Genomic DNA, 19,098 nt, shown 5'->3' with positions numbered 1-19,098 from the left:
ACGCTTTCGCTGCCGCTAGACCCCCGGGAATACCTCCAGTGGGGAGGCGCCGCCGCGCACCGAGGACAGGCTCACCGACAGGGCGTCGGCGCGGTAGCGGTAGACCGCCAGCTCGACGGGGCGGCCCTGGTGGTTGGCGATGAGCAGCTCCACCGTCCAGATGGGGGAGCCGGGCTCGATGTCGAGGGCTTCAGCATCGTCGGCCGAGGCGGCGCCGATGTGGATGCGCCGGTTGACATTGTCGAAATCGACGCCGGCGGCCCGCAGGTGGGCGTGCAGCGAGCCGGAGTCGGCGTCGAAGTTGAGGACTTCCTGCCCGATGTCGATCGGGAAGTAGAGGCGCTCGATGACCAGCGGGCGGCCGTTGGTGCTGCGCAGGCGGTGGACGTAGACTACCTGCTCGTCGGCGCCGATGCCCAAGCGCTGCGCGACGTCCTCCGGGGCGGGGCGGCGGGCCAGCCAGAAGGTCTTCTGCTGCGGGGTGTAGCCGTGTTGGCTGAGCCAGGAGCTTACGGAGATGATGGAGTCGAAGGTTTCGGCGTTGAAGTTGCCGAGCACGACGGAGCGCCGGCCGCGGCCGGAGGAGATGGCGCCCTCGGTGCGCAGGACGGCCATCGCCTGGCGGACGGGGCCGCGCGACGAGTTGAACTGCGCACATAGTTCGGCCTCGCTGGGCAGTTGATCTCCTGGTTGAAGTTCGCCGCTGCGGATCTGCTCCTTCAGATAGTTGCAGATCTTGAGGTGCTGCTTCGGTTCTCGGTGCTGCCTCATTAGTTGTTCGGTACTCCCTTCAATCCAGGCAGGCTGGAAAACGCCGACGCTTCCGCCACCTGGGGTGGCAGGCGTCGGCCGGCCCACGAGCTGGGGAGAACGTGGGTTTTAATAACGGTTTGTCTTAGTTATGTCAAGTGTAACGAATGACGGTTTTATAAAAAACGACATACAAGTAATTATTGGGATGTAGACAGGCTTTGTCTAGGTCAAGGCGATGGGATGGTGTCCATCTGGAGGGGCTTGCCGGCGCGCTGTTCGCCCCCTAGCTAGCGCGATTGCAGGGTTGCTGGGGTGCGTATCTAGGGCGCGAGAGCGTGCGTGAAACTAAGAAAACCTAGAAGGATAGATAAGTCACATAGTCGGCGTGGAGACACCAGGGGTGGGAAGTGTATACAAATCCGCTTCCATGCTGTTTGAGTGTGGCACAACTGTGGCACCTTGATCTGTGTACATATCTACATCTGTAGATTTTTTGCTTCCGTCGGTGGGTCAATCGGGCGGGGGTTGATTATTAATTCTCAGTTTCGTCGATTCGGGCGGTGGCGTCCGCTACTCTGGTAACGAAATATTTCGTCCAAGGAAAGGATCATTCCCCATGTCTTCCGATCGGTCCAAGAGGTTTCTTGGGCTCAAGACCGACCCCTTTGTCTTCTTAGTGGCCGCCGGTTTTATCGTCGTCTTCGTGGCCGGCACCCTGTTGTTCGGGGCCCGGGCCCGCGATCTCTACGCGGTCGCCTCCAATTCCTTGCTTACCAACTTGGGCTGGCTGTACATCGGCGGCTTCTCAATTATTTTCGTCTTTTTGATTGGAATCTTCGTCTCTCGTTATGGCAATCTGCGCCTCGGCGACGACGATGACGAACCCGAGTACTCCCTGCCGGTCTGGTTCTCCATGCTCTTCGCCGCCGGCCTGGGCGCGACCCTGCTCTTCTGGGGTGCGGCCGAGCCGCTCCACCACTCCTTTAACCCGCCGCGCGGGGGACTGGAGCCGATGAGCCAGGAGGCCATCGATCGGGGCTTCCACTTCACCTACTACCACTTCGCGGTGCACATGTGGGTCCCGTTCGCCCTGCCGGGCCTGGCGATGGGTTACTTCGTCTACAAGCGCAAGATGCCCGCCCGCATGTCCTCGGTCTTCTCGCCGCTGCTCGGCAAGCGCGTCTACCGCTGGCCCGGCAAGCTTATCGATGCCCTGTCCATCATCGGCACCGTCTTCGGCCTCGCCGTCTCGGTGGGCCTGGGCGTGCTGCAGATTAATGCCGGCCTGAACATCATGTTCGACGTTCCGCTGGTCGGCTGGGTAGAGGTGCTCATCATCGTGGTGGTTACGGCTATCGCCTCCATCTCCGTGGCGTCTGGCCTAGACCGCGGCGTGAAGATCCTGTCGAACGTCAACATCGTCGCCGCCTTCGTGCTGATGTTATTCGTCCTCGTAATGGGCCCAACGCTGACTCTGCTCAAGCATACGGTGGAGGCCTTCGGCGGCTACGCCAGCTCCCTGCCGGAGCTGATGTTCTGGACGGACTCCTTCGAGGAGAACCCGGGTTGGCAGGGCACGTGGACGGCCTTCTACTGGGCCTGGACCATCTGCTGGGCCCCGTTTGTGGGTATGTTCATTGCACGCATCTCGCGCGGGCGCACGGTGCGCCAGTTCATCGGCGGCGTGCTAGCGCTACCGACCATCGTGGTCGTGGTCTGGTTTTCCATCTTCGGCCGCGCGGCCATCGAGACGGAGCTGGGCAATCCCGGCATTTTGACCAAGCCGGTGGTCGAGGACGGGGATACCCCGGTCGCGCTGTTTGCCCTGTTGGAGCAGTACCCGCTGTATATGCTCTCCGGCACGCTTGCGCTGGCGGTCATCATCGTCTTCTTTATTACTTCGATGGACTCGGCGGCCCTGGTCATGGACACCTTCGCTAGCGGCGAGGAGAACAAGACCCCGACGTATTACCGAGTTTCGTGGGCCTGCGCGGTCGGCCTGGTGACCGCGGCGCTGCTGTTTATCAACGACACGGGCATCGAGGCCATCCAGGAAGTCGTTATCGTGGTTGCGCTGCCGTTCTTCCTGATGGAATTCGTCATGATGTACTCCCTGGTCAAGGGCATGAACGACGACTCGGCGGCCCAACGTCGTACCCGCACCCGCCACTGGAGCAAGACGGACACTCCGGAAAAGTACGAGGCCGCCGATGCCCGCCCCGCCCCTGGCTACGACAGCGAGGGCAACGAACTGGATCGCCCCGAGCTCGAATACGACGAGGAGGGCAATATGCGCATCCCGGGCAATATCATCGTCGAAGGCGACTTGGGGGTCGGCGGCGACTTCGACGACGATTGGGACGGCGATAGCCCCGCCGGCTCGGGGGACCGGCCCCGGGCTTAAAACCAGGCCTGGGCCAGGATGTCCAGGGACTTGAGCGTCTCGGCGCGGCTGCTGGTCTGAATGGAGACCATCAGCTCGTCGGCGCTGGCGTGATCCTGGAACCACTCGAGGTACTCGCGGACCTCGTCGCCGGTGCCGACGGCGGAGTAGCGCAGCATCTCCAGGATCTGCTGGCCCTGGTAGGAGCCGATGATCTGGTTGACCTGTTCATCGGTCAGGAACTTGCCGCGGCCGGCGAAGGACTTGACGCGGTTGAAGCCGACTCGCTCGAAGATTTCGGCGGCCTCTTCGGAGGTATCGCCGGCGGTGACGTTGACCGCGGCGATGACATAGGGCTCGGCTAAGACGTCGGAGGGCTGGAAATTGTCCCGGTAGTACTTGGTCGCGGCCTCCAGGTGCTGCGGCGCGAAGTGCGAGGCGAAAGAGTAGGGCAGGCCGTACTTGGCGGCCAGCGATGCCCCGAACATCGACGAGCCCAGGATGTAGACCGGCACGTGCGTGTAGGCGCCGGGCACGGCCTGGACGCCCGGGATGATGGACTTGCCGGCCAGGTACTTGGTCAGTTCGCGGACGTCCTCGGGGAAGCGCTCGGCGGCGTTGCCGTCGCGGCGCAGGGCGCGGCCCAAGGTGTGCATGTCGGTGCCGGGGGCACGGCCGACGCCCAAGTCGATGCGGTCCGGGTAGAGCTCGGCCAGCGTGCCGAACTGCTCGGCGATGACGTAGGGGGCGTGGTTAGGCAACATCACCCCGCCCGAACCCAGCCGGATGCTGTTGGTGTGGGCACCAATATGGGAAATCAGCACCGCCGGGGCGGACGAGGTGATGGTGGACATGTTGTGGTGCTCGGTGTACCAGAGGCGCTTGTACCCCAGCTCCTCGGCCCGCTGGGCGAGGGTGACCGAGTGGGCCATGGACTGGGCGGCGGTCTCCCCCTCGTAGATGGTGCAGAAGTCCAGAACGGAAAGCGGTGCGTGGGTAGTCAATGGTGCTCCTTCGGAAGACGACATCTTGCTACCCACGGTACCTGCGGCGGATTTTATTCGGCGGCGGGGCGCACGAGGGCATCGATAACCGCGCCGATGACGAACGCAATCACGGTGGGAACGACCCAGCCCAGCGACAGCGCCTGGCCCGGCGAGAGGTTGAGCATCGGCTCCAGGGCGCTGGCCCAGCCGAGGTCGGCGAGGACCGTCAGGGCGGACCACAGGACGGAGACCCACAGGCTCAAGCGGTAGCCCCAGTAGAAGGTCACGGCCTTTTTCACCAGCGGCTGCAGCAGCGTGATGAAGATCAGCGTGATGGCCGGCGGGTACAGGAAGGTAATAAACGGCACGGCCACCGACAGCACGGTGTCCAGGCCCTGGAAAGCCAGCAGGATGGACAGGGCGGTAAAGACCACGGCCCAGAAGTGGTAGGTGGTCTTGGGCACCAGCATCTCGAAGAAGGCGGAGCAGGCGGTGATAAGGCCTACGGCGGTGGTCATGCACGCCAGCAGTACGATGGTGGAGAAGACCGCCTGGCCGACCGTGCCCATGGTCATATTGGCGGAATCGGCCAAAAGGACCGCGCCGGACTCGTAGTCCTGGCCGTTGGGCAGGGTCTGCGCCAGCCAGGCCAGGCCCAGGTAGATGGCCGCCAGCAGGCCGCCGGCGACAAGGGTGGCGGTGATGGTGCCGCCCATCAGGGACTTGGTGGACTTGAAGCCCTTGCTGCGCAGGGAGCCCACGATGACGATGGAAAACGCCAGGCCCGCGATGGCGTCCATGGTGTTGTAGCCCTCGAACAGGCCGGTGACCATGGGGGAGCTGGAGTAGTCCTCGGTAGGCACGCCCGGGTTCCGCGGGTTGGCGGTGGTGGCCAGGATGATGAGCAGCGCCAGCAGGGCCACCAGGGCCGGGGTCAGGAACTTGCCCAGGGTGTCCATGATGGAGTTCGGCTTCCAGGACAGCGCCAGCGCGATCAGGAAGAACACAGCGTTGAAGATGCCGTTGGCGGAGGTGCCTTCCCAGCCCAGCAGCGGGGTGATGGCGGTTTCCATGGAGACCGCGCCGGTACGCGGCAGCGCGTAGAAGGCGCCGATGGCCAGGTAGGCCATGGCGGAGAAGACGACGCCGAACCAGGCGCCGCCGTGGGCTCCCAGGTCACGGACGCTGCGGCCAGACAGCGAGACTGCCACGACCGCCAGTACCGGCAGCAGCACGCCGGCGGCGAGGAAGCCTAGGACGGCGGGCCAGAAGTTAGTGCCGGAGGACACGCCCACCATGGGCGGGAAAATGAGGTTGCCGGCGCCGAAGAACATCGAAAACAACATGAGCGCCGCCACGACGATGGTCACAGCGGGCCGCTTCGGTGCGGACGTAACGGGTTGAGCCATTGCTTAAGCCCTTCATTGACAGGGGTCGTATAGTATCGCTCCCGCCACCGAGCCCCACGGGGGTGGTGTGGGGCCGTGCGGCGGGTTATGGCCGGCGGGTCGCGCCGTTCGCATAATGAGACAATACCGCCCACTGTATGAGAAAGTAAAGACGGGGTGCTAGTTTTCGAAGGCGCAGCCCAACCGCTCGAGCGCCTCCTGCAGAATCTCCCGGGAAGTCGCGAAATTCAACCGCGCGTGGTGCTCGCCGCCGGTGCCGAAGGTGGAGCCCTCGTTGAGCGCGACGCGGGCATTGTCCAGCACCCAGCGGGCCGGGTGCGGATCGGAGCCAATCTTAGTGTCGGAAAAGTCCAGCCACAAAAGGTACGTCGCCTGGGGGCAGGCGGTCTTAACGCCGGGCACGCGCTGGAGAAGCTCGGCTAGCAGCCAGTCCCGGGTCTGCTTCAGATAGGCCAGCTCTTCGTCGAGGTGTTCGCCGCCGTCGCGGTAGGCCGCCTCGGCGGCGATGACGCCCAGGGTGCCGGTGCCGTCCTTGGCCACCCCGGTCAGCTTTTTCCAAGTAGCGATGTCGGCGGGGTTGGAAAAAATCATCTGCGCGCACTTGAGCCCGGCCACGTTGAAGGCCTTCGACGTCGAGGTCGCCGTGATGGTCACGTCCGGGCCCAACGATGCCACCGGCGTGTGCTGGCCGTCAAAGACCAGCGGGGCGTGGATCTCGTCGGCCAGGATGCGGGCATCGTAGGTACGCGCGAGATCGACCAGGCCGCGCAGGAAGTCCTCGTCCAGCACGCGGCCCAGCGGGTTGTAGGGGTTGGCCAGCAGGACGGAGCCGGCGCCAGCGGCGAAGGCGCGCTCGATTTCGCCCAAGTCCAGCTCCGCCGAGACCTCGACCTTGTCCCGGCTGGCGGTGGCAGGTACCTCCAAAAGCGGCGGGTAGGACGGCACCGGCACGACGACCGGGGAGTCCGGGCGGGTGAAATACTGCACGCCCAGCAGCATGCCGCGCACGACGTCGCCGATCCAGAAAATCCCCTTCTCGTCCGGGCGCCAGCCGAAGCGCTCGGCGTAAAAATCCGCGAGCGCTCCCGGCAGATCGCTCAAGCGCGGGGCCGGGGTATAACCGAAGGTCTCGCGGTCCACCATGTCCTGGATGGCGTCCTTGACCGCGGGAGCGGTGGGGAAGTCGGATTCGGCAATCCACAGGGGGATGACGTCGGAGTCGTAGACGGTCCACTTGCGGGTGCCGCGGGCGGCTAGTTGCTCAAGACTCGGAAATTCCATGGCCCCCAGCCTAGTAGCGCTTAGTCCTCGGCTTCCTCTTCCGGCTCGCGCTCCGGGCTGCCGTCGACGAAGCCGAAACGCTTCAACCTCCGCCTATCCGCCGCAGACGCCGACTGAGTCAGCTGCAGCAGCTGTGCATAAATTCCGCCCGTCTGGGCCAGCTCGGCCGGCGAGCCGATCTCCTGGACTCGGCCGCGGTCCAGCGTGACGATCGTGTCCACGCCCGCGATGGTGGACAGGCGGTGGGCGATGATCAAGGTGGTGCGGTCCTTCATCAGCTCGTCCAGGCCGGCCTGGACGGCGCGCTCGGCCTTGGTATCCAGCGCCGAGGTCGCCTCGTCGAGGACCAGGATGGGTGCGTCCTTGAGCATCGCGCGCGCCACCGCCACGCGCTGCTTCTGCCCGCCGGACAGGCGCAGGCCGCGCTCGCCGACGACGGTGTCGTAGCCGTCGGGGAAGGCGGTGATGAAATCGTGGGCGTTGGCGCGCTGGGCGACGGCGATGATTTCGGCATCGCTAGCGCCCGGCTTGCCGTAGGCGATGTTCTCGCGCACCGTGCCGGAAAACAGGAAGGGCTCCTGGAAGACCACGCCGACGGAGGCGCGCAGCTGCTCCGCGGTCAGGTCGTGGACCGGATGGCCGAGCACCTCGAGGTTGCCCTCCGTCGGCCGGTACAGGCCCAGCAGCAGGTTGACCAGGGTCGACTTGCCACCGCCGGACTCGCCGACCAGGGCGACCTGCTGGCCCTCGTGCGCGGTGAAGCTGACGTCGTCGACCACCGGCTTGCCCTCCTCGTAGGAGAAGGAGACGTTGTGGAAAGCAAAGCCCGCTTGTCCCGGGGTCTGCGCCAGCGGTGCGACGTCTTGGGAGCCGGGCTCGGTGGCATCGGCGGCGCGGGCGGCGCGGATAAGCGCCGGGTTGGCCGTCGGCTCGACGTCCTCGCCCATGACGCGGAAGTAGTCGCGGGAGCCGGCGATGGCTCGCTGCGCGGAGTCGACGATCCAGCTCATCATGAACACCGGCTGCTTGGCCATGGTGACCATCTGGATGAGCATGACCATGTCACCCAGGCTGAAGTGGCCGCCCAGGGTGCGCCAGAAGATGACGGCGTAGATGCCGAAGAAGATGGCGGCCATCGCCAGCCCGCGCAGGCCGTCCATGGTGTGCCACCAGCGCGACTGCGGGCGGGTGGTCTCCACGTACCCGCGGTAGTGGCGGGCAAAGCTGGTCAGCTCGCGCAGCTCCGCCACGAAGGACTTGGTGACCTTGACCTGGCCGATGACCTCGGCGAAGCGGCCGTTGGCGACGTCGATGTGCTCGTTTTTGACCGCCTCGAAGCGCTGCCAGCGCTTGGAGGTCAGCGCCGTGAGCCACATATAGATAGGGAAGAGCAGCGCCAGCATGATGGCCAGTGGCCAGTAGTAGAAGGCGGTGATAATCAGGATCGCCACGACCTGCAGCAGCATGGAGATGAAGTTGTTGGAAAAGGACTGCAAAAACTGCGTGACGAACATGATCGAGCGGTCCAGCCGCGCGATGATTGTGCCGGTGATTTGGTTGTCGTAGTAGCGCTGCGGCAGGGACAGCAGCTTGGCGAAGTAGCGCGTGGACAGGATCTGCCTCAGCCGCGAGACCATGACGTCGCCGACGTAGCCGCCCAGGTTGTTGAAGATGGAGCCTAGGGCATCGGCGGCAAAAAGCAGCAGGGCGAGCCAGAGGACGGTGCGCAGGGCGGTCTCGGCGGGGCTGTCGCCGGACACGGCCGCGACGATGGTGTCGGTGGCCTCGCGCACGATAAACGGCGAGGCCAGCGACAGCGCGGCGGCCAGAGTGGCGGTCGACACCACCCCGAGGTAATAGGGCCACAGTGCCCACGCGCTTTTGACGATCCGGGCCAAAGAATTCATGCCCTGCCTCCACTACCTTGAGCGTTGTTTTTGATTAAGTCACGGGAACCCACAGATACTAGGCCGGTCCGGCACGCCAGGCAAACGGGACGTCGATGCTATAAATGCCGGCTGCGTCGGTTAAGCTTACGGCGAGCAAGTACTACACGGACGGGAGATAATCCACGGTGAATAACTCGCAGTGGCGGGCCCTCGGGCTGGTGCCGGTGTGCGCGCTCGGGCTTGCGGCCTGCAGCGTGCTCGAGCCCGGAGAAGCTGGACTGAGCCCCGACGAAGAAATCACGGTCACCTCCTCCGAGATGCCCGATTTCGAGCCGGAGGACGTGCCCGACAAGGAAGTCAAGGACGACCTCACCCAGACCGTCAAGGACGAGGGCCTCAACGTCGAGTGGACCCTGCAGGGCGTTTACGCCGACAGCGTCCAGGGCTCCGTGGTCACCGTGGCGCTGAAAAACCTCAACGACGTGCCCCTGCCGGCCGATGCCATCGGCGAGCCCAAGCTCGAATACCGCTCCGGCAGCAGCTACGAGGAGGTCGACCTGCTGGACTACGACCCGGAGGTCAACTCCGACGTCAACCCGCCCGGGCTCGATTACCCGCTGGGGGAGAAGGCGACCACCAACGTCCAGTACCGCGTCGACGCGTCCCCGACCGCGCTGACCGATGCCCGCCTAAACCTCGGCAACGTCACCTGGGTGGGGAACCTGAACCTATGACGCCCAAGACGCCCGCCCCGGAACTAGTCGTCCTCGCCGACGCCGCCGGCCAGCCGGCCGGAACCGCCGACAAGGCCACGGTCCACACGGACAACACGCCGCTGCACTTCGCGTTTTCCGCCTGGGTCCACCGCGGCGACGAAGTCCTCGTCACCCGCCGCGCCCTGGGGAAGAAGACCTGGCCGGGCGTGTGGACCAACGCGTTTTGCGGGCACCCCGGCCCCGGCGAAGACACCGCCGATGCCGTCCTGCGCCGCGCCGCCTTCGAGCTGGGCCTGCGGGATGTCGCCCGGCCGGAGTGCGTGCTGCCCGATTTCTCCTACCGCGCGGTGGATTCCTCCGGTGTGGTCGAAAACGAGATCTGCCCCGTCTTCGTCCTGGAGCTGGACCCGGCCGCCGAGCTGGCGCCCAACCCGGACGAGGTGGACTCCTACCAGTGGGTTACTGCCTGCGCGCTCATCGATGCCGCCTGCGCCACCCCGTTTGCCTTTAGCTCCTGGATGGTCGAGGAGCTGGCCGAGCCGGCCCTGCGCGACTACCTGTTGGGCGTGTCCGGGCGGTAGCAGGCCCACAGGTAGTCCAGAGGGCCCGGGTGTTCCGCGTGGGCGCCGGTGGCGAGATCGAAGCGCCGGGCCGTGCCGGCCGGGAAGCCGGCGTCGCCGGTGCGCGCGAAGCGGGCCAGCCAGTCGGCGAAGACCCCGTCGGCGGGGTCGAAGAGGGCCGGCAGGTCGTCGCAGTGGCGCGCCGGCGCCCCGTCGGAGCGGACGAACTCGATGTGGCGGACCAGCTCCGGGTGCGGGTGCTGGTGGGCCACGGCGGCGACCCAGCGGCGGATGGCGGCATCGCCGACCACGGCGCGGTTTGTGACCGAGTGGGTCCCCGCGCGCCAGGTGGCAAAGCGCGGCAGGCTCAGCGCCGCGGCCAGCGGGCGCGGCGGGATATGGAACCGGTCGAGGCGGCGCGCGCCGGGCTGGTCCCACATCTCCTCGCGGGTGCTGCTAATAACCAGGGGGACCGCGGCGAGCTCCGCCGGCTCCAGCGGCCACGGCCCGAGCGCGATGTCCAGGGCGTGGCGGGCGCGGAAGCGCCGGTAGCCGCGCTCCAGGCGGCCGCTTTGCGCGAGCTTGGACAGGCTGCGGCGGGTCACCGGGGCGCTCAGCGCGGTGCGTAGGCTGGCCTTGCGGCGGGAAAACGGGGCGCGCGGGAAGGCCGGTGAGAGCGCTACGGCCCGGCGGAAGCCGCCGCGAAAGTGATCGCGCCGGCACAGCCACAGCGCGATCGCCGCCCCGGCAGACTGGCCTACCAGGGTCACGTTGGTCGGATCCCCGCCGTAGGCCTCGATGTTCTTTTGCACCCATTCCAGGCCCGCCAGGCAGTCGTTGATGCCGCGGTAGGAGCGCGGTTCGTCGCGTTCAAAGCGGGCGAAGCCGGCCAGACCCAGCCGGTAGCTGAGCTGGACCAGGATCAGGCCGGCGCGGGCCGGCGCGTCGCCGATGGTCTCGCGGTGGGAGCCGGAATCAAAGCCGCCGCCGTGGATGAAGACCACCACGGGCAGGTCCGCGCCCGGGCGCGTGCTTGTAGGCCGGGTGATGGTCAGCGCGCCGACCTGCGGGGCGGCATCGAAGGGATCTGCCGGGGCAGCTGCGGGAAGCTCGAGGGATTCTGGCGCCATGCTATAAGATCATAGGCCATGGACCTTCTTACGCAGCTTGCCGATGCCACCTCCCAGGCCGTGGCCTCGGCCCCCATGTGGCTGCAGGTAGTGATCATGCTGCTGACGGTCGTCCCGGCGCTCGTCGTGGCGGCGTGGGTGCTCATGCTGGTCATCGACTGGTGCGCCCGCCGATTCCACCGCCGGCCCGGACAGCACTAGGATGAGACGTTATGGATGACAAGCACTCCGCGGACGCCCCGGAAGAGGTCGGGCGTTCCCACCGCCCGTATTCGCCGGTGGACCCGCAGGTAAACCCGTCGGCGGATCAGTCGCGCCCGGATTACCAGCCGCGCGAGGGCTTGTCCGGGTCCCAGGTGCCCGAAACAGGCGAGGCGGCCGAAGCGAGCGGGGCGGCGCAGCCGAAGCGCAAGCGCGCCCTGCCGCGCTCGCAGGTCACCCCGACCCTGCGCCTGCTCATCGCCTTGGTCATCGTCGCCGCGCTTATCGGGCTGTTCGTCTAGCGGCCGCCGCCAGGCGGGCAAAGAGCGGCTGGCGGGGGATCTCTTCCAGCAGCACGGGGCGCTGCTGGCTATCGCACAGCGGCACGCACCAGTTGGGGTAGACCTCGTGCGTGGTGCCCGGCTGGTTTTGGGCGCGGGTGTCGCCGACCATGTCCACCAGGTTCGTCACCGTCAGCGCGGCCGGGGTGGCCGCGGCGAAGCGGTGCAGGGCCTCGATAACGGCCAGCTCGTCGTCCGGGCGCGGGCTAACCGCCGGGTCGAGGAAGCCCTCGGCGGCCAGCTGGTTAAAGACGGCCTGCTGCCAGGCGCGGTCCTCGGCGTCTTCCACCTCGGCCGGGCGGGTGAGCACGCCTAGCTCCTCGCGCAGGGTGATGTGCCCGCCGCGCAGGTAGGACAGCGTTGGCGGCATGTCGTGCGTGCCCACGGCTACCAGCGCCAGGCGCCGGTAATCCGCCGAGGGCCGGGCGTTTTCCGTGTCCCCGGCCTTTTCAAACCAGACCACGTTGGTGCCCAAAATCCCGTAGCGGGCCAGCTCGTCGCGCACCGATTCTTCCACCGTGCCCAGGTCCTCGCCGATGACCACGGTGCCCGTGCGCTGGGCCTCGAGCGCCAGGATGCCCACCATGGCGCGCGAGTCGTAGCGCACGTAGGTCCCGGCCGTCGGCGGCAGGCCGCGCTGGATCCAGTAGAGGCGGAACAGCCCCAGGATGTGGTCGACGCGCAGGCCGCCGGAGCGGCGCATGGCCGTGCGCAGCAGGTCCCGCCACGGCCCGTAGCCAGCCTCGGCCAGGCGCACCGGGTGCCACGGCGGCTGCGACCAGTACTGGCCCAGCTGGTTGTACGCGTCCGGCGGCGCGCCCACCGACGCCAGCGGCGCGAGGTACTCGGCCAGGTTGACCGCGTCCGCCCCACCCGGGTGGATGCCCACGGCCAGGTCCATGATGATGCCCACCCGCATGCCGGCCGCCCGCGCCCGGTCCTGGGCCGCGGCCAGCTGCTCGGCGCACAGAAACTGCAGCCAGCTGTAGTACTCGGTCAGCTGGTCCAGCCCCGCCTGCTGCCGATGCCGCCTGCCCGCCTGCGCCGCCAACTCCGCCTCGGCGCACCAGCGGGCAAACTCCGCCAGGCCCGCGCCCTCGGTGCGGGTGAACTCGCGGAACTGCGCGCGGCGGTCCTCGGTGTGCTCCAGGAAGAACAGCTCGCGCAGCACCTGCAGCTTGGCGTCGAAGATGGCGTCGCGATCGATGAACTCGCCGGTGGTGTTGGCCAGCTGGAATTCGGCGGCGAGTTCGGCGACGTCGGCGCGGGTGTCGGCATCGAGAAGCTTCAGCTCCGGCACGTCCTCGACGCGCAGGTAGAGCGGGTTGATGAAGCGGCGGGTCGTTGGCAGGTAGGGCGAATCCTCCACCGGCGGGAAGGGCTCGGCCGCGTGCAGCGGGTTGACCAGCAGGAAATCCGCGCCCGCGTGCTCGGCCACGAGCTCGGCCAAAGCGCCCAGGTCGTGGAAGTCGCCGATGCCCCAACTGGCGGCCGTGCGCACCGAGTACAGCTGCGCCATGACGCCGGTGCCCGGGTCCGTGAGTAGCTCGTCCGCGGTATCCACGTGGGAGGGCGTGACGATGAGCGGGCAGCTGGCCTCCAGATCGGCGCTGGAAAGGTGCAGCTCGTGGTAGCCCAGCGGCAAGTCGCCGGGCACGTGGAAGCTGGCCTCGCCCCAGGCCTTGCCGTCGACCTCGACGTCGGGGGAGTCGTTGGGATCCTGGTAGGTCGGCGCGGTGCCGCCATCTTCCAAGTGGACGGTGACCTCGGCCGGCGCGCCGGCGGGGACGTGGACCACGAAGGGCTCCTCGTGGCCGGCGGTGGCGACCACGCAGGCCGGCAGCGGGCGGGAGGCGGAGTCCTGGTAGTCCCAGTAGAGCTGCAGGGTGAGATCGTCGTCGCTGGGCTCGGCGGGGATTCCGACGCCGAGGGCGCGGAGGGTGCCGATGATGGTGGGGGAATCGATAGCAATGTGCTCGCCGGACTGGGCGGTGTAGCCCGTCGCGACCCCGTGGTGGGCGGCGAGCTCGTCGAGGAGGTGGCGGGAAGTCACGGTGCTCATTGTGCCATGAAAACTGCGGTGTTGCTGGCTGACTGGGAGGCGACAATTGGTAGAGTGGACCACGGTTTATGAGGAAATGGTCATGTTCTTAAAGCAGGCCTGAAAGGAAAATTGTGACCCTACCGGAAGTACATACCCCTGCAGAATTCGAGATCGAAGAGGGCGAGACCTGCCTGACCGCCCTTATCGCCACCGCCAAGGCCCGCCCGCACGGGGTCATGTTCACCCGCCCGGCCAACTACGAATGGGTTAACGTCACCGCCAAGGAATTCATCGCCGAGGTCTTCGAGGTTGCCAAGGGGCTGATGGCCTGCGGCGTGGAGAAGGGCGACCGCATCGCGCTGATTTCGGCCACCCGCTACGAGTGGTCGCTGCTGGACTACGCCATCTGGGCGGTAGGCGCTAGCTCCGTGCCGGTCTACCCGTCTTCGTCGATGTCCCAGGTCCAGTGGATCATCGAAGACTCCGGCGCCGTGCTGGCCATTACCGAAACCCGCGAGCACTCCGAGCTGGTGCGTCACCTGGTCCTCCAGGACGACGGGCAGCCGATGCTCAAGGACTCCCCGTCCCAGCTGCGCCGCGTGCTGGAGATTAACTCCGCCGCCATTGACACGCTCAAGTTCGAGGGCCGCGGGATCGAGGACTCGGCCATCGAGGAGCGGATCGCCGCCACGCGCACCGACGACCTGGCCTCGCTGGTCTACACCTCCGGCACGACCGGCCGGCCGAAGGGCTGCATGCTCACCCACCGCAACTGGCTGGCCGAGGTCCGCGGCCTGCTGACCAACCCCATCGGGCACATCGCCGTGCCGGGCACCCGCGTGCTGACCTTCCTGCCGCTGGCGCACGTGCTCTCGCGCGCGGTCTCGCTGGCCGTGGCCATCGGCGGCGCCACCCAGAACCACTGGTCCGACTTCTCCACCCTGTCTATCGAATTCGCCCGCTCCCGCCCGAACCTCATACTGGGCGTGCCGCGTGTGTTCGAGAAGGTCTACAACTCCGCCGCCGCCAAGGCCGCCGACGGCTCCGGCGTCAAGGCCGCCCTGTTCAGCCAGGCTGAGAAGGTCGCCCAGGACTACTCGCGCGCCCAGGACACCCCGGAAGGGCCCAACCGCCTGCTGCGCGCCCAGCACAAGCTCTTCGACAAGCTGGTCTACTCCAAGATCCGCGAGGGCGTGGGCGGGCAGGTGCGCTACGCGATTACTGGCGGCTCGGCCATGAGCCACGACCTGCTGCACTGGTTCCGCGGCATCGGCCTGCCGGTCTACGAGGGTTACGGGTTGACCGAGGTTGCCGCGGCCGCCGCCGTGGACTTTGAGGACCAGAAGATCGGCACCGTCGGCCGCCCGCTGGAGGGCGTGACCATCCGTACCAACGAAGAGGGCGAAATCTGCATCAAGGGCGACATCGTCTTCGCCGGCTACTGGAACAACCCGGAAGCCTCCGAGGCCGCGCTCGAGGACGGCTGGTACAACACCGGCGACCTAGGCGAAATCCTGGATTCCGGCCACATCATGATCACCGGCCGCAAGAAGGATCTCATCGTCACCGCCGGCGGCAAGAACGTCTCGCCGGGGCCGATGGAGGACATGCTGCGCTCCCACCCGCTGATTTCACAGGCGATGGTCGTCGGCGACGGCAAGCCCTTCGTCGGCCTGCTGCTGACCCTGGAGCCGGAGGCGCTGGAGCGCTGGAAGCGCGAATACAACATCCCGGCCAACCGCAGCGCCCAGGACGTGGCCACCGACCCGACCCTGCGCGCCGAAATCCAGGACGCCATCAACCAGGTCAACGCGACCGTCTCCCACGCGGAGGGCATCAAGAAGTTCTATATCCTGGAATCCGACCTGACGGAGGAGGAAAACGAGCTCACGCCGACCATGAAGGTCAAGCGCAACGTCGTCGCTCAACGCTACGCGTCCGCGATCGAGCACATCTACAAGCGCTAGAGATAAAAATCTTCTCGGAGTGTCGCCCAGAAAGTTGCCAGGTTCTCGCCTAAAGTCAGCAAGCGTCAACGGTAAGTCTCAACCTTTACTTCAGGATTGGGTTTGTTCGCGGAAAGGACGATATGCACAAACTGGCTGCTGAATTGCGCCACCGCGAATTGACGCAGGAGATCTACAACATCGGCGACGAGGTGGCCGAGTACATCGAGCACCTCATCGAGGCGCTGGAGGACTGGGACGTCGAGCTGGTCGTGGACTGCGTGGCCGAGCTCGACGACATTATCGCCGACGCCCGCGTGGACGCCGGCCGGTGCGTGGGCGAGCTCATCGGCCTGCGCCAGGCGCTGGTCTCCGGGGTGCGCTCCGGGACCATCTCCGCGGCGGCGTCGGGGGAGTTCGACGTGGCCCCGCCGGCCGGGCTGACGGCCGCGCGCCTGGAGGCTGACTACGCCGTGGCGGGCCCGCCGGTCGACGTCCACCAGCTGGCCACCGCGCTTAACGCCCGCACCCGGGCGACGGCCGAGAACCTGCGCGAACAGGTCGACTACGTCCTCGCGCAGACCGATGCCGTGGCGCGCAACCTCGACATGGTCTCCCTGCCGCACCTGTACAAGCGCGTGGGACAAACCGTCGGCGTGGCCTTGCAGGCCTGGCAGCACTGCGTTGCCGATGCCCACCCCGGCTACGTCCGCGCCATGCGCGGGCACAACCCGCCGCCGTTTTTGGAAGAGCGCGCCCGCGTCCAGGCCGTCGTGGCCAAGGTGGCGGCCAAGCGCGCCGCCCAAAAGGCGAGCAACGCTACCGCTTAGGGCTTAACTAGACTTCCTTCCTTCTGGTCTGAGGGAAGGGCCGACGCCGTTGGATTCCCTCTCCAGCGGCGTTTCATTTTCCACTGGTCGACGGCGATAAACAGCACCAGGGTCGCGCCGAACAGCGGCAGGAAGGTGCCCGCCGTCGCCACAAAAAGCCCGACGATGGCCCACTCGCCCCAGCTCAGCTGCGGGTGGCGGCCCGGAATCCGCGTCGGGCGGCGCTTGAACCACATCGCGTAGCCCGCGCCGATCATCACCGCGATGGCGACCGCCGAGGCCAGCAGCAGGATCTGCAGCGGCAGGCCGAACATGATGCCCATGTGCAGGTAGGTGCCCCACGAGGTCAGCTTCGAAAACAGCGGCAGGTCGCTAAACGGCAGGGAGGCGGTGACGGTCTGGGTGGTCGGATCGACGGCGACGGCATCGGAGGCCAGGCGCCAGGGCACCCAGCGCTCGGCGGCCTGCCAGCCGTGGGCGGTGTCCTCGCCGGGGAAGAGGCGCAAGGGGCCGGTCAGCCCGGCATCGCGGGCGGTGCGCCAGACCCCGTCGGCCTGGTCGGCTACCTCCGCGTCGAACCACTGGCCGGCGACGACGGGCGGGTTAGGCAGCGCGGTATCGACCGGGTCGGCGCTACCGCGCAGGGCGCTAATCGTCGTTGCCACGTTGGCCCCGGCGACATTCGACCAGGTGATGCCGGTCGCGGACAGACCGAGCAGGACCACCAGCAGCCAGGTGCCTAGGGTGCCGTGCAGGCGCAGCAGGCCGCGGCGGCCGGACCACGTGGTGCGCGGGCGGCGGTAGCACAGCCAGATGGCCAGGCCGCCGAGGGTGACGAACCACATCCAGGACACCGCCAGCTCCGAGTACAGGGCGCCGACATCGCCCAGGTGGAGCGACTTGTGCAGCTGGGAGAACCAGTAGCGCACGGGCAGCTCGCCCACGCCCGAATAGGACGGCTGCGCGCCCAGCACGTGGGAGTCGTAGGGGCTGACGAAGACGGCCAGCAGCCGGGACTCGCCCAGCGCCGGGTCGGCGACTAGCACGCGGGTGGTGTCCGTGGCGGCATCGGCCGGCCAGACCTGTTCGACGGGGAAGTCCGGGTAGGCCGCCTGGGCGGCGCGGACTTGGTCGCTGAGCGGCTGGGGTGGGGCATCGCTGGCGCTGACGTGCAGCAGATCGCGGTAGACGACGTTCTCGATCTGCGGGGCGGCGGCATAGCCGCCCCGCTGATGGCCGCGACCAGGATGAACGGTGCGATGAAAAGCCCGGCGTCGAAGTGCAGGCGTTTGGTCAGGGCCCGAGGCCCGTGTTGATAAAGTTCACGCGAGTATCCCTTGTGGAAGGAAGAAACGGTTAAGGACAAGGAGTATCGCGTCTGCAGCCGGAAACTCTTCTAAGAAGTCGTTATCGATTCCCGAAAAGTTCCCGGTTGTTGAAAATTGGTGCGTTTAGGCAGCGTGCGCGCGGAAATTACCTGGCGACTTCAGGTGGCTCAGCAGCAGGGCCTCCGTCCGGCGCGGGTGCTCGGTGAGGTCTTCGAAGCGCAGCCTGAGCGGGCGGTAGGCGGCGTGGCGGAGGGCATCGTCGCGCTGCTGCAGTGCCGAGGCGTGCAGCCGACTGGTCCCGCACGCCGGGTCCTCGACCTCGATGGCGAGCCAATTGTTTAGCAGGATGCCGATGAGCGCCCCCGTGCTGGCGAACGTGCATAGCTTCATGTCGTTGAGGTGGGGCCGCAGGAGCCCGGAGGCGAGGATGAGCGCGCGGGCGTAGGACTCGCCCACGTGGCGCACCGACGGGTTCGACAGCTCCGCCACGCGGCGGGCGACCTGGATGTTGCGGGCCTTGCCCAAGAATTGGATCTCGCGGCGGAAGTCGGTGGGGGTGACGCCGAGGGCGCGGGCGGCATCGCCGGCGATGAGTCCGGAGAGGAAGCCGTGGAAGCGCGCCACGTCGACGACGGCGCGGGCGGCGTTAACGCAGCGGATGCCGTCGATGATGTCGTACTGGTTCATCCGCGTCTTGCGGAACATGATGCCGGGGATTTGCCGGTCGTGGGGTGGGAGATTGTGTTTGGTCAGTGACATCTCAGTCGGCGCGTTGGCCGCCGGTCCGGCCACCGGCAAACGATGCATATGCGCCGCCGCCGCAGAAATCGCCACGGCGCTGTAGGAGCTCCGGCCCGCGGCGATGGCGCGCAGGCGGCCCTGCTCCTGGTGGTCGAGGGAGTGGAAATAGCGCGCGGAGACGGCGAAGCGGCCCGCGACGCGCAGCAGCGCCCCGGTTTCGAGGCGGTGCCAGACGTAAGGGTGGTCGCTGCGGGTCTTGGAGAGGTTGATTAAAGCGTTGCTGTGGTCGGGTGCGGGCGAGCGGAAATACTGTGGTGAAAAGTTCATGGTTCCTAGCCTCGCGGGCTACCCTCCCCCGCGGAAGGGACCCCACCCGCCGCCTGTGGACAACTTGAGTGTTCGTGTGCGGTTTGTCACCTCTGCGCCCGCGCGGAGGCACATTTCTGTGGATAACTCGCGATTGGGCACGCCGAGTAGGCGCTACGGACGTGGTCCGTGGTGCCTTTCGCGTGTTTTGGCTGGGTGTGTTCCTTGGGTTTGCGGCTGCCCCCCGTCTCAGT

Annotated in this window: 16 protein-coding genes; 7 read left to right on the top strand and 9 right to left on the bottom strand. The window is 66.9% G+C overall.

What is annotated here, in order from left to right:
• Nucleotides 1-15 precede the first annotated feature (15 nt).
• A complete protein-coding gene (locus VVS03_RS08620) occupies nt 16-771 on the bottom strand; it encodes a GntR family transcriptional regulator (RefSeq protein ID WP_368534329.1) in 756 nt (251 codons plus the stop codon).
• Between the two features lie 598 nt (nt 772-1,369).
• On the opposite strand from VVS03_RS08620, the gene VVS03_RS08615 reads away from it, so the two are divergent.
• Nucleotides 1,370-3,157, top strand: a complete 1,788-nt coding sequence (locus VVS03_RS08615; protein ID WP_368520301.1) for a BCCT family transporter — start codon at nt 1,370-1,372, stop codon at nt 3,155-3,157.
• Here VVS03_RS08615 and VVS03_RS08610 read toward each other — a convergent pair.
• The 4 genes from VVS03_RS08610 to VVS03_RS08595 all read right to left on the bottom strand — a co-directional run bounded on the left by VVS03_RS08610 (nt 3,154) and on the right by VVS03_RS08595 (nt 8,719).
• A complete protein-coding gene (locus VVS03_RS08610; protein WP_368520300.1) occupies nt 3,154-4,140 on the bottom strand; it encodes an LLM class flavin-dependent oxidoreductase in 987 nt (328 codons plus the stop codon). The two genes, VVS03_RS08615 and VVS03_RS08610, sit on opposite strands and share 4 nt — an antisense overlap.
• Nucleotides 4,141-4,193: 53 nt before the next feature.
• A complete protein-coding gene (gene brnQ, locus VVS03_RS08605; protein ID WP_368520299.1) occupies nt 4,194-5,531 on the bottom strand; it encodes a branched-chain amino acid transport system II carrier protein in 1,338 nt (445 codons plus the stop codon).
• Between the two features lie 159 nt (nt 5,532-5,690).
• Nucleotides 5,691-6,812 carry a MalY/PatB family protein gene (locus VVS03_RS08600; RefSeq protein ID WP_368520298.1) on the bottom strand — a complete coding sequence of 374 codons (1,122 nt, stop codon included), beginning with the start codon at nt 6,810-6,812 and terminating at the stop codon, nt 5,691-5,693.
• Nucleotides 6,813-6,832: 20 nt separating this feature from the next.
• Nucleotides 6,833-8,719: an ABC transporter ATP-binding protein gene (locus tag VVS03_RS08595; protein ID WP_368520297.1), complete on the bottom strand. Its 1,887-nt coding sequence runs from the start codon at nt 8,717-8,719 to the stop codon at nt 6,833-6,835.
• 167 nt (nt 8,720-8,886) lie between these two features.
• On the opposite strand from VVS03_RS08595, the gene VVS03_RS08590 reads away from it, so the two are divergent.
• Both VVS03_RS08590 and idi read left to right on the top strand, forming a co-directional pair.
• A complete protein-coding gene (locus VVS03_RS08590) occupies nt 8,887-9,435 on the top strand; it encodes a hypothetical protein (RefSeq protein WP_368520296.1) in 549 nt (182 codons plus the stop codon).
• Nucleotides 9,432-9,998: an isopentenyl-diphosphate Delta-isomerase gene (gene idi, locus VVS03_RS08585; RefSeq protein ID WP_368520295.1), complete on the top strand. Its 567-nt coding sequence runs from the start codon at nt 9,432-9,434 to the stop codon at nt 9,996-9,998. Before VVS03_RS08590 ends, idi begins: the two co-directional genes overlap by 4 nt.
• On the opposite strand, the gene VVS03_RS08580 is transcribed toward idi, so the two are convergent.
• Nucleotides 9,971-11,107 (bottom strand): carboxylesterase family protein, encoded by a 1,137-nt coding sequence (locus tag VVS03_RS08580; RefSeq protein WP_368520294.1) that lies wholly within the window; start codon nt 11,105-11,107, stop codon nt 9,971-9,973. The genes idi and VVS03_RS08580 overlap by 28 nt on opposite strands.
• An 18-nt stretch (nt 11,108-11,125) precedes the next feature.
• Here VVS03_RS08580 and VVS03_RS08575 point away from each other — a divergent pair, with 18 nt between their 5' ends.
• Both VVS03_RS08575 and VVS03_RS08570 read left to right on the top strand, forming a co-directional pair.
• A complete protein-coding gene (locus VVS03_RS08575) occupies nt 11,126-11,308 on the top strand; it encodes a hypothetical protein (RefSeq protein ID WP_368520293.1) in 183 nt (60 codons plus the stop codon).
• A gap of 11 nt (nt 11,309-11,319) precedes the next feature.
• The gene (locus VVS03_RS08570; RefSeq protein WP_368520292.1) at nt 11,320-11,610 is read left to right on the top strand and encodes a hypothetical protein; all 291 of its coding nucleotides are present in this window, start codon (nt 11,320-11,322) and stop codon (nt 11,608-11,610) included.
• Here VVS03_RS08570 and malQ read toward each other — a convergent pair.
• The gene (gene malQ / locus VVS03_RS08565) at nt 11,591-13,702 is read right to left on the bottom strand and encodes a 4-alpha-glucanotransferase (RefSeq protein WP_368520291.1); all 2,112 of its coding nucleotides are present in this window, start codon (nt 13,700-13,702) and stop codon (nt 11,591-11,593) included. The genes VVS03_RS08570 and malQ overlap by 20 nt on opposite strands.
• Before the next feature lie 122 nt (nt 13,703-13,824).
• Here malQ and VVS03_RS08560 point away from each other — a divergent pair, with 122 nt between their 5' ends.
• Together VVS03_RS08560 and VVS03_RS08555 are read left to right on the top strand one after the other, a co-directional pair.
• A complete protein-coding gene (locus VVS03_RS08560) occupies nt 13,825-15,660 on the top strand; it encodes a long-chain fatty acid--CoA ligase (RefSeq protein ID WP_368520290.1) in 1,836 nt (611 codons plus the stop codon).
• Nucleotides 15,661-15,782: 122 nt separating this feature from the next.
• Nucleotides 15,783-16,469 (top strand): hypothetical protein, encoded by a 687-nt coding sequence (locus VVS03_RS08555; RefSeq protein WP_368520289.1) that lies wholly within the window; start codon nt 15,783-15,785, stop codon nt 16,467-16,469.
• Here the strand turns inward: VVS03_RS08555 and VVS03_RS08550 are convergent.
• Nucleotides 16,466-17,644, bottom strand: a complete 1,179-nt coding sequence (locus VVS03_RS08550; RefSeq protein WP_409338212.1) for a PepSY-associated TM helix domain-containing protein — start codon at nt 17,642-17,644, stop codon at nt 16,466-16,468. The genes VVS03_RS08555 and VVS03_RS08550 overlap by 4 nt on opposite strands.
• Nucleotides 17,645-17,920: 276 nt before the next feature.
• Nucleotides 17,921-18,865: a hypothetical protein gene (locus VVS03_RS08545; protein ID WP_368520288.1), complete on the bottom strand. Its 945-nt coding sequence runs from the start codon at nt 18,863-18,865 to the stop codon at nt 17,921-17,923.
• Nucleotides 18,866-19,098 lie beyond the last annotated feature (233 nt).

This window comes from Corynebacterium sp. LK2537, assembly GCF_040946485.1.
In the GTDB taxonomy this organism is placed as follows: domain Bacteria; phylum Actinomycetota; class Actinomycetes; order Mycobacteriales; family Mycobacteriaceae; genus Corynebacterium.
Note: the sequence above shows the minus strand (reverse complement) of the source record. Positions and strands in the feature narration are given on the sequence as shown.

Excerpts from the sequence above, each read along its gene's own strand:
- VVS03_RS08620 (WP_368534329.1), bottom strand. The coding sequence starts at position 771 with ATGAGGCAGCACCGAGAACCGAAGCAGCACCTCAAGATCTGCAACTAT.
- VVS03_RS08615 (WP_368520301.1), top strand. The coding sequence starts at position 1,370 with ATGTCTTCCGATCGGTCCAAGAGGTTTCTTGGGCTCAAGACCGACCCC.
- brnQ (WP_368520299.1), bottom strand. The coding sequence starts at position 5,531 with ATGGCTCAACCCGTTACGTCCGCACCGAAGCGGCCCGCTGTGACCATC.
- VVS03_RS08600 (WP_368520298.1), bottom strand. The coding sequence starts at position 6,812 with ATGGAATTTCCGAGTCTTGAGCAACTAGCCGCCCGCGGCACCCGCAAG.
- VVS03_RS08595 (WP_368520297.1), bottom strand. The coding sequence starts at position 8,719 with ATGAATTCTTTGGCCCGGATCGTCAAAAGCGCGTGGGCACTGTGGCCC.
- idi (WP_368520295.1), top strand. The coding sequence starts at position 9,432 with ATGACGCCCAAGACGCCCGCCCCGGAACTAGTCGTCCTCGCCGACGCC.
- VVS03_RS08580 (WP_368520294.1), bottom strand. The coding sequence starts at position 11,107 with ATGGCGCCAGAATCCCTCGAGCTTCCCGCAGCTGCCCCGGCAGATCCC.
- VVS03_RS08575 (WP_368520293.1), top strand. The coding sequence starts at position 11,126 with ATGGACCTTCTTACGCAGCTTGCCGATGCCACCTCCCAGGCCGTGGCC.
- VVS03_RS08570 (WP_368520292.1), top strand. The coding sequence starts at position 11,320 with ATGGATGACAAGCACTCCGCGGACGCCCCGGAAGAGGTCGGGCGTTCC.
- VVS03_RS08555 (WP_368520289.1), top strand. The coding sequence starts at position 15,783 with ATGCACAAACTGGCTGCTGAATTGCGCCACCGCGAATTGACGCAGGAG.
- VVS03_RS08545 (WP_368520288.1), bottom strand. The coding sequence starts at position 18,865 with ATGAACTTTTCACCACAGTATTTCCGCTCGCCCGCACCCGACCACAGC.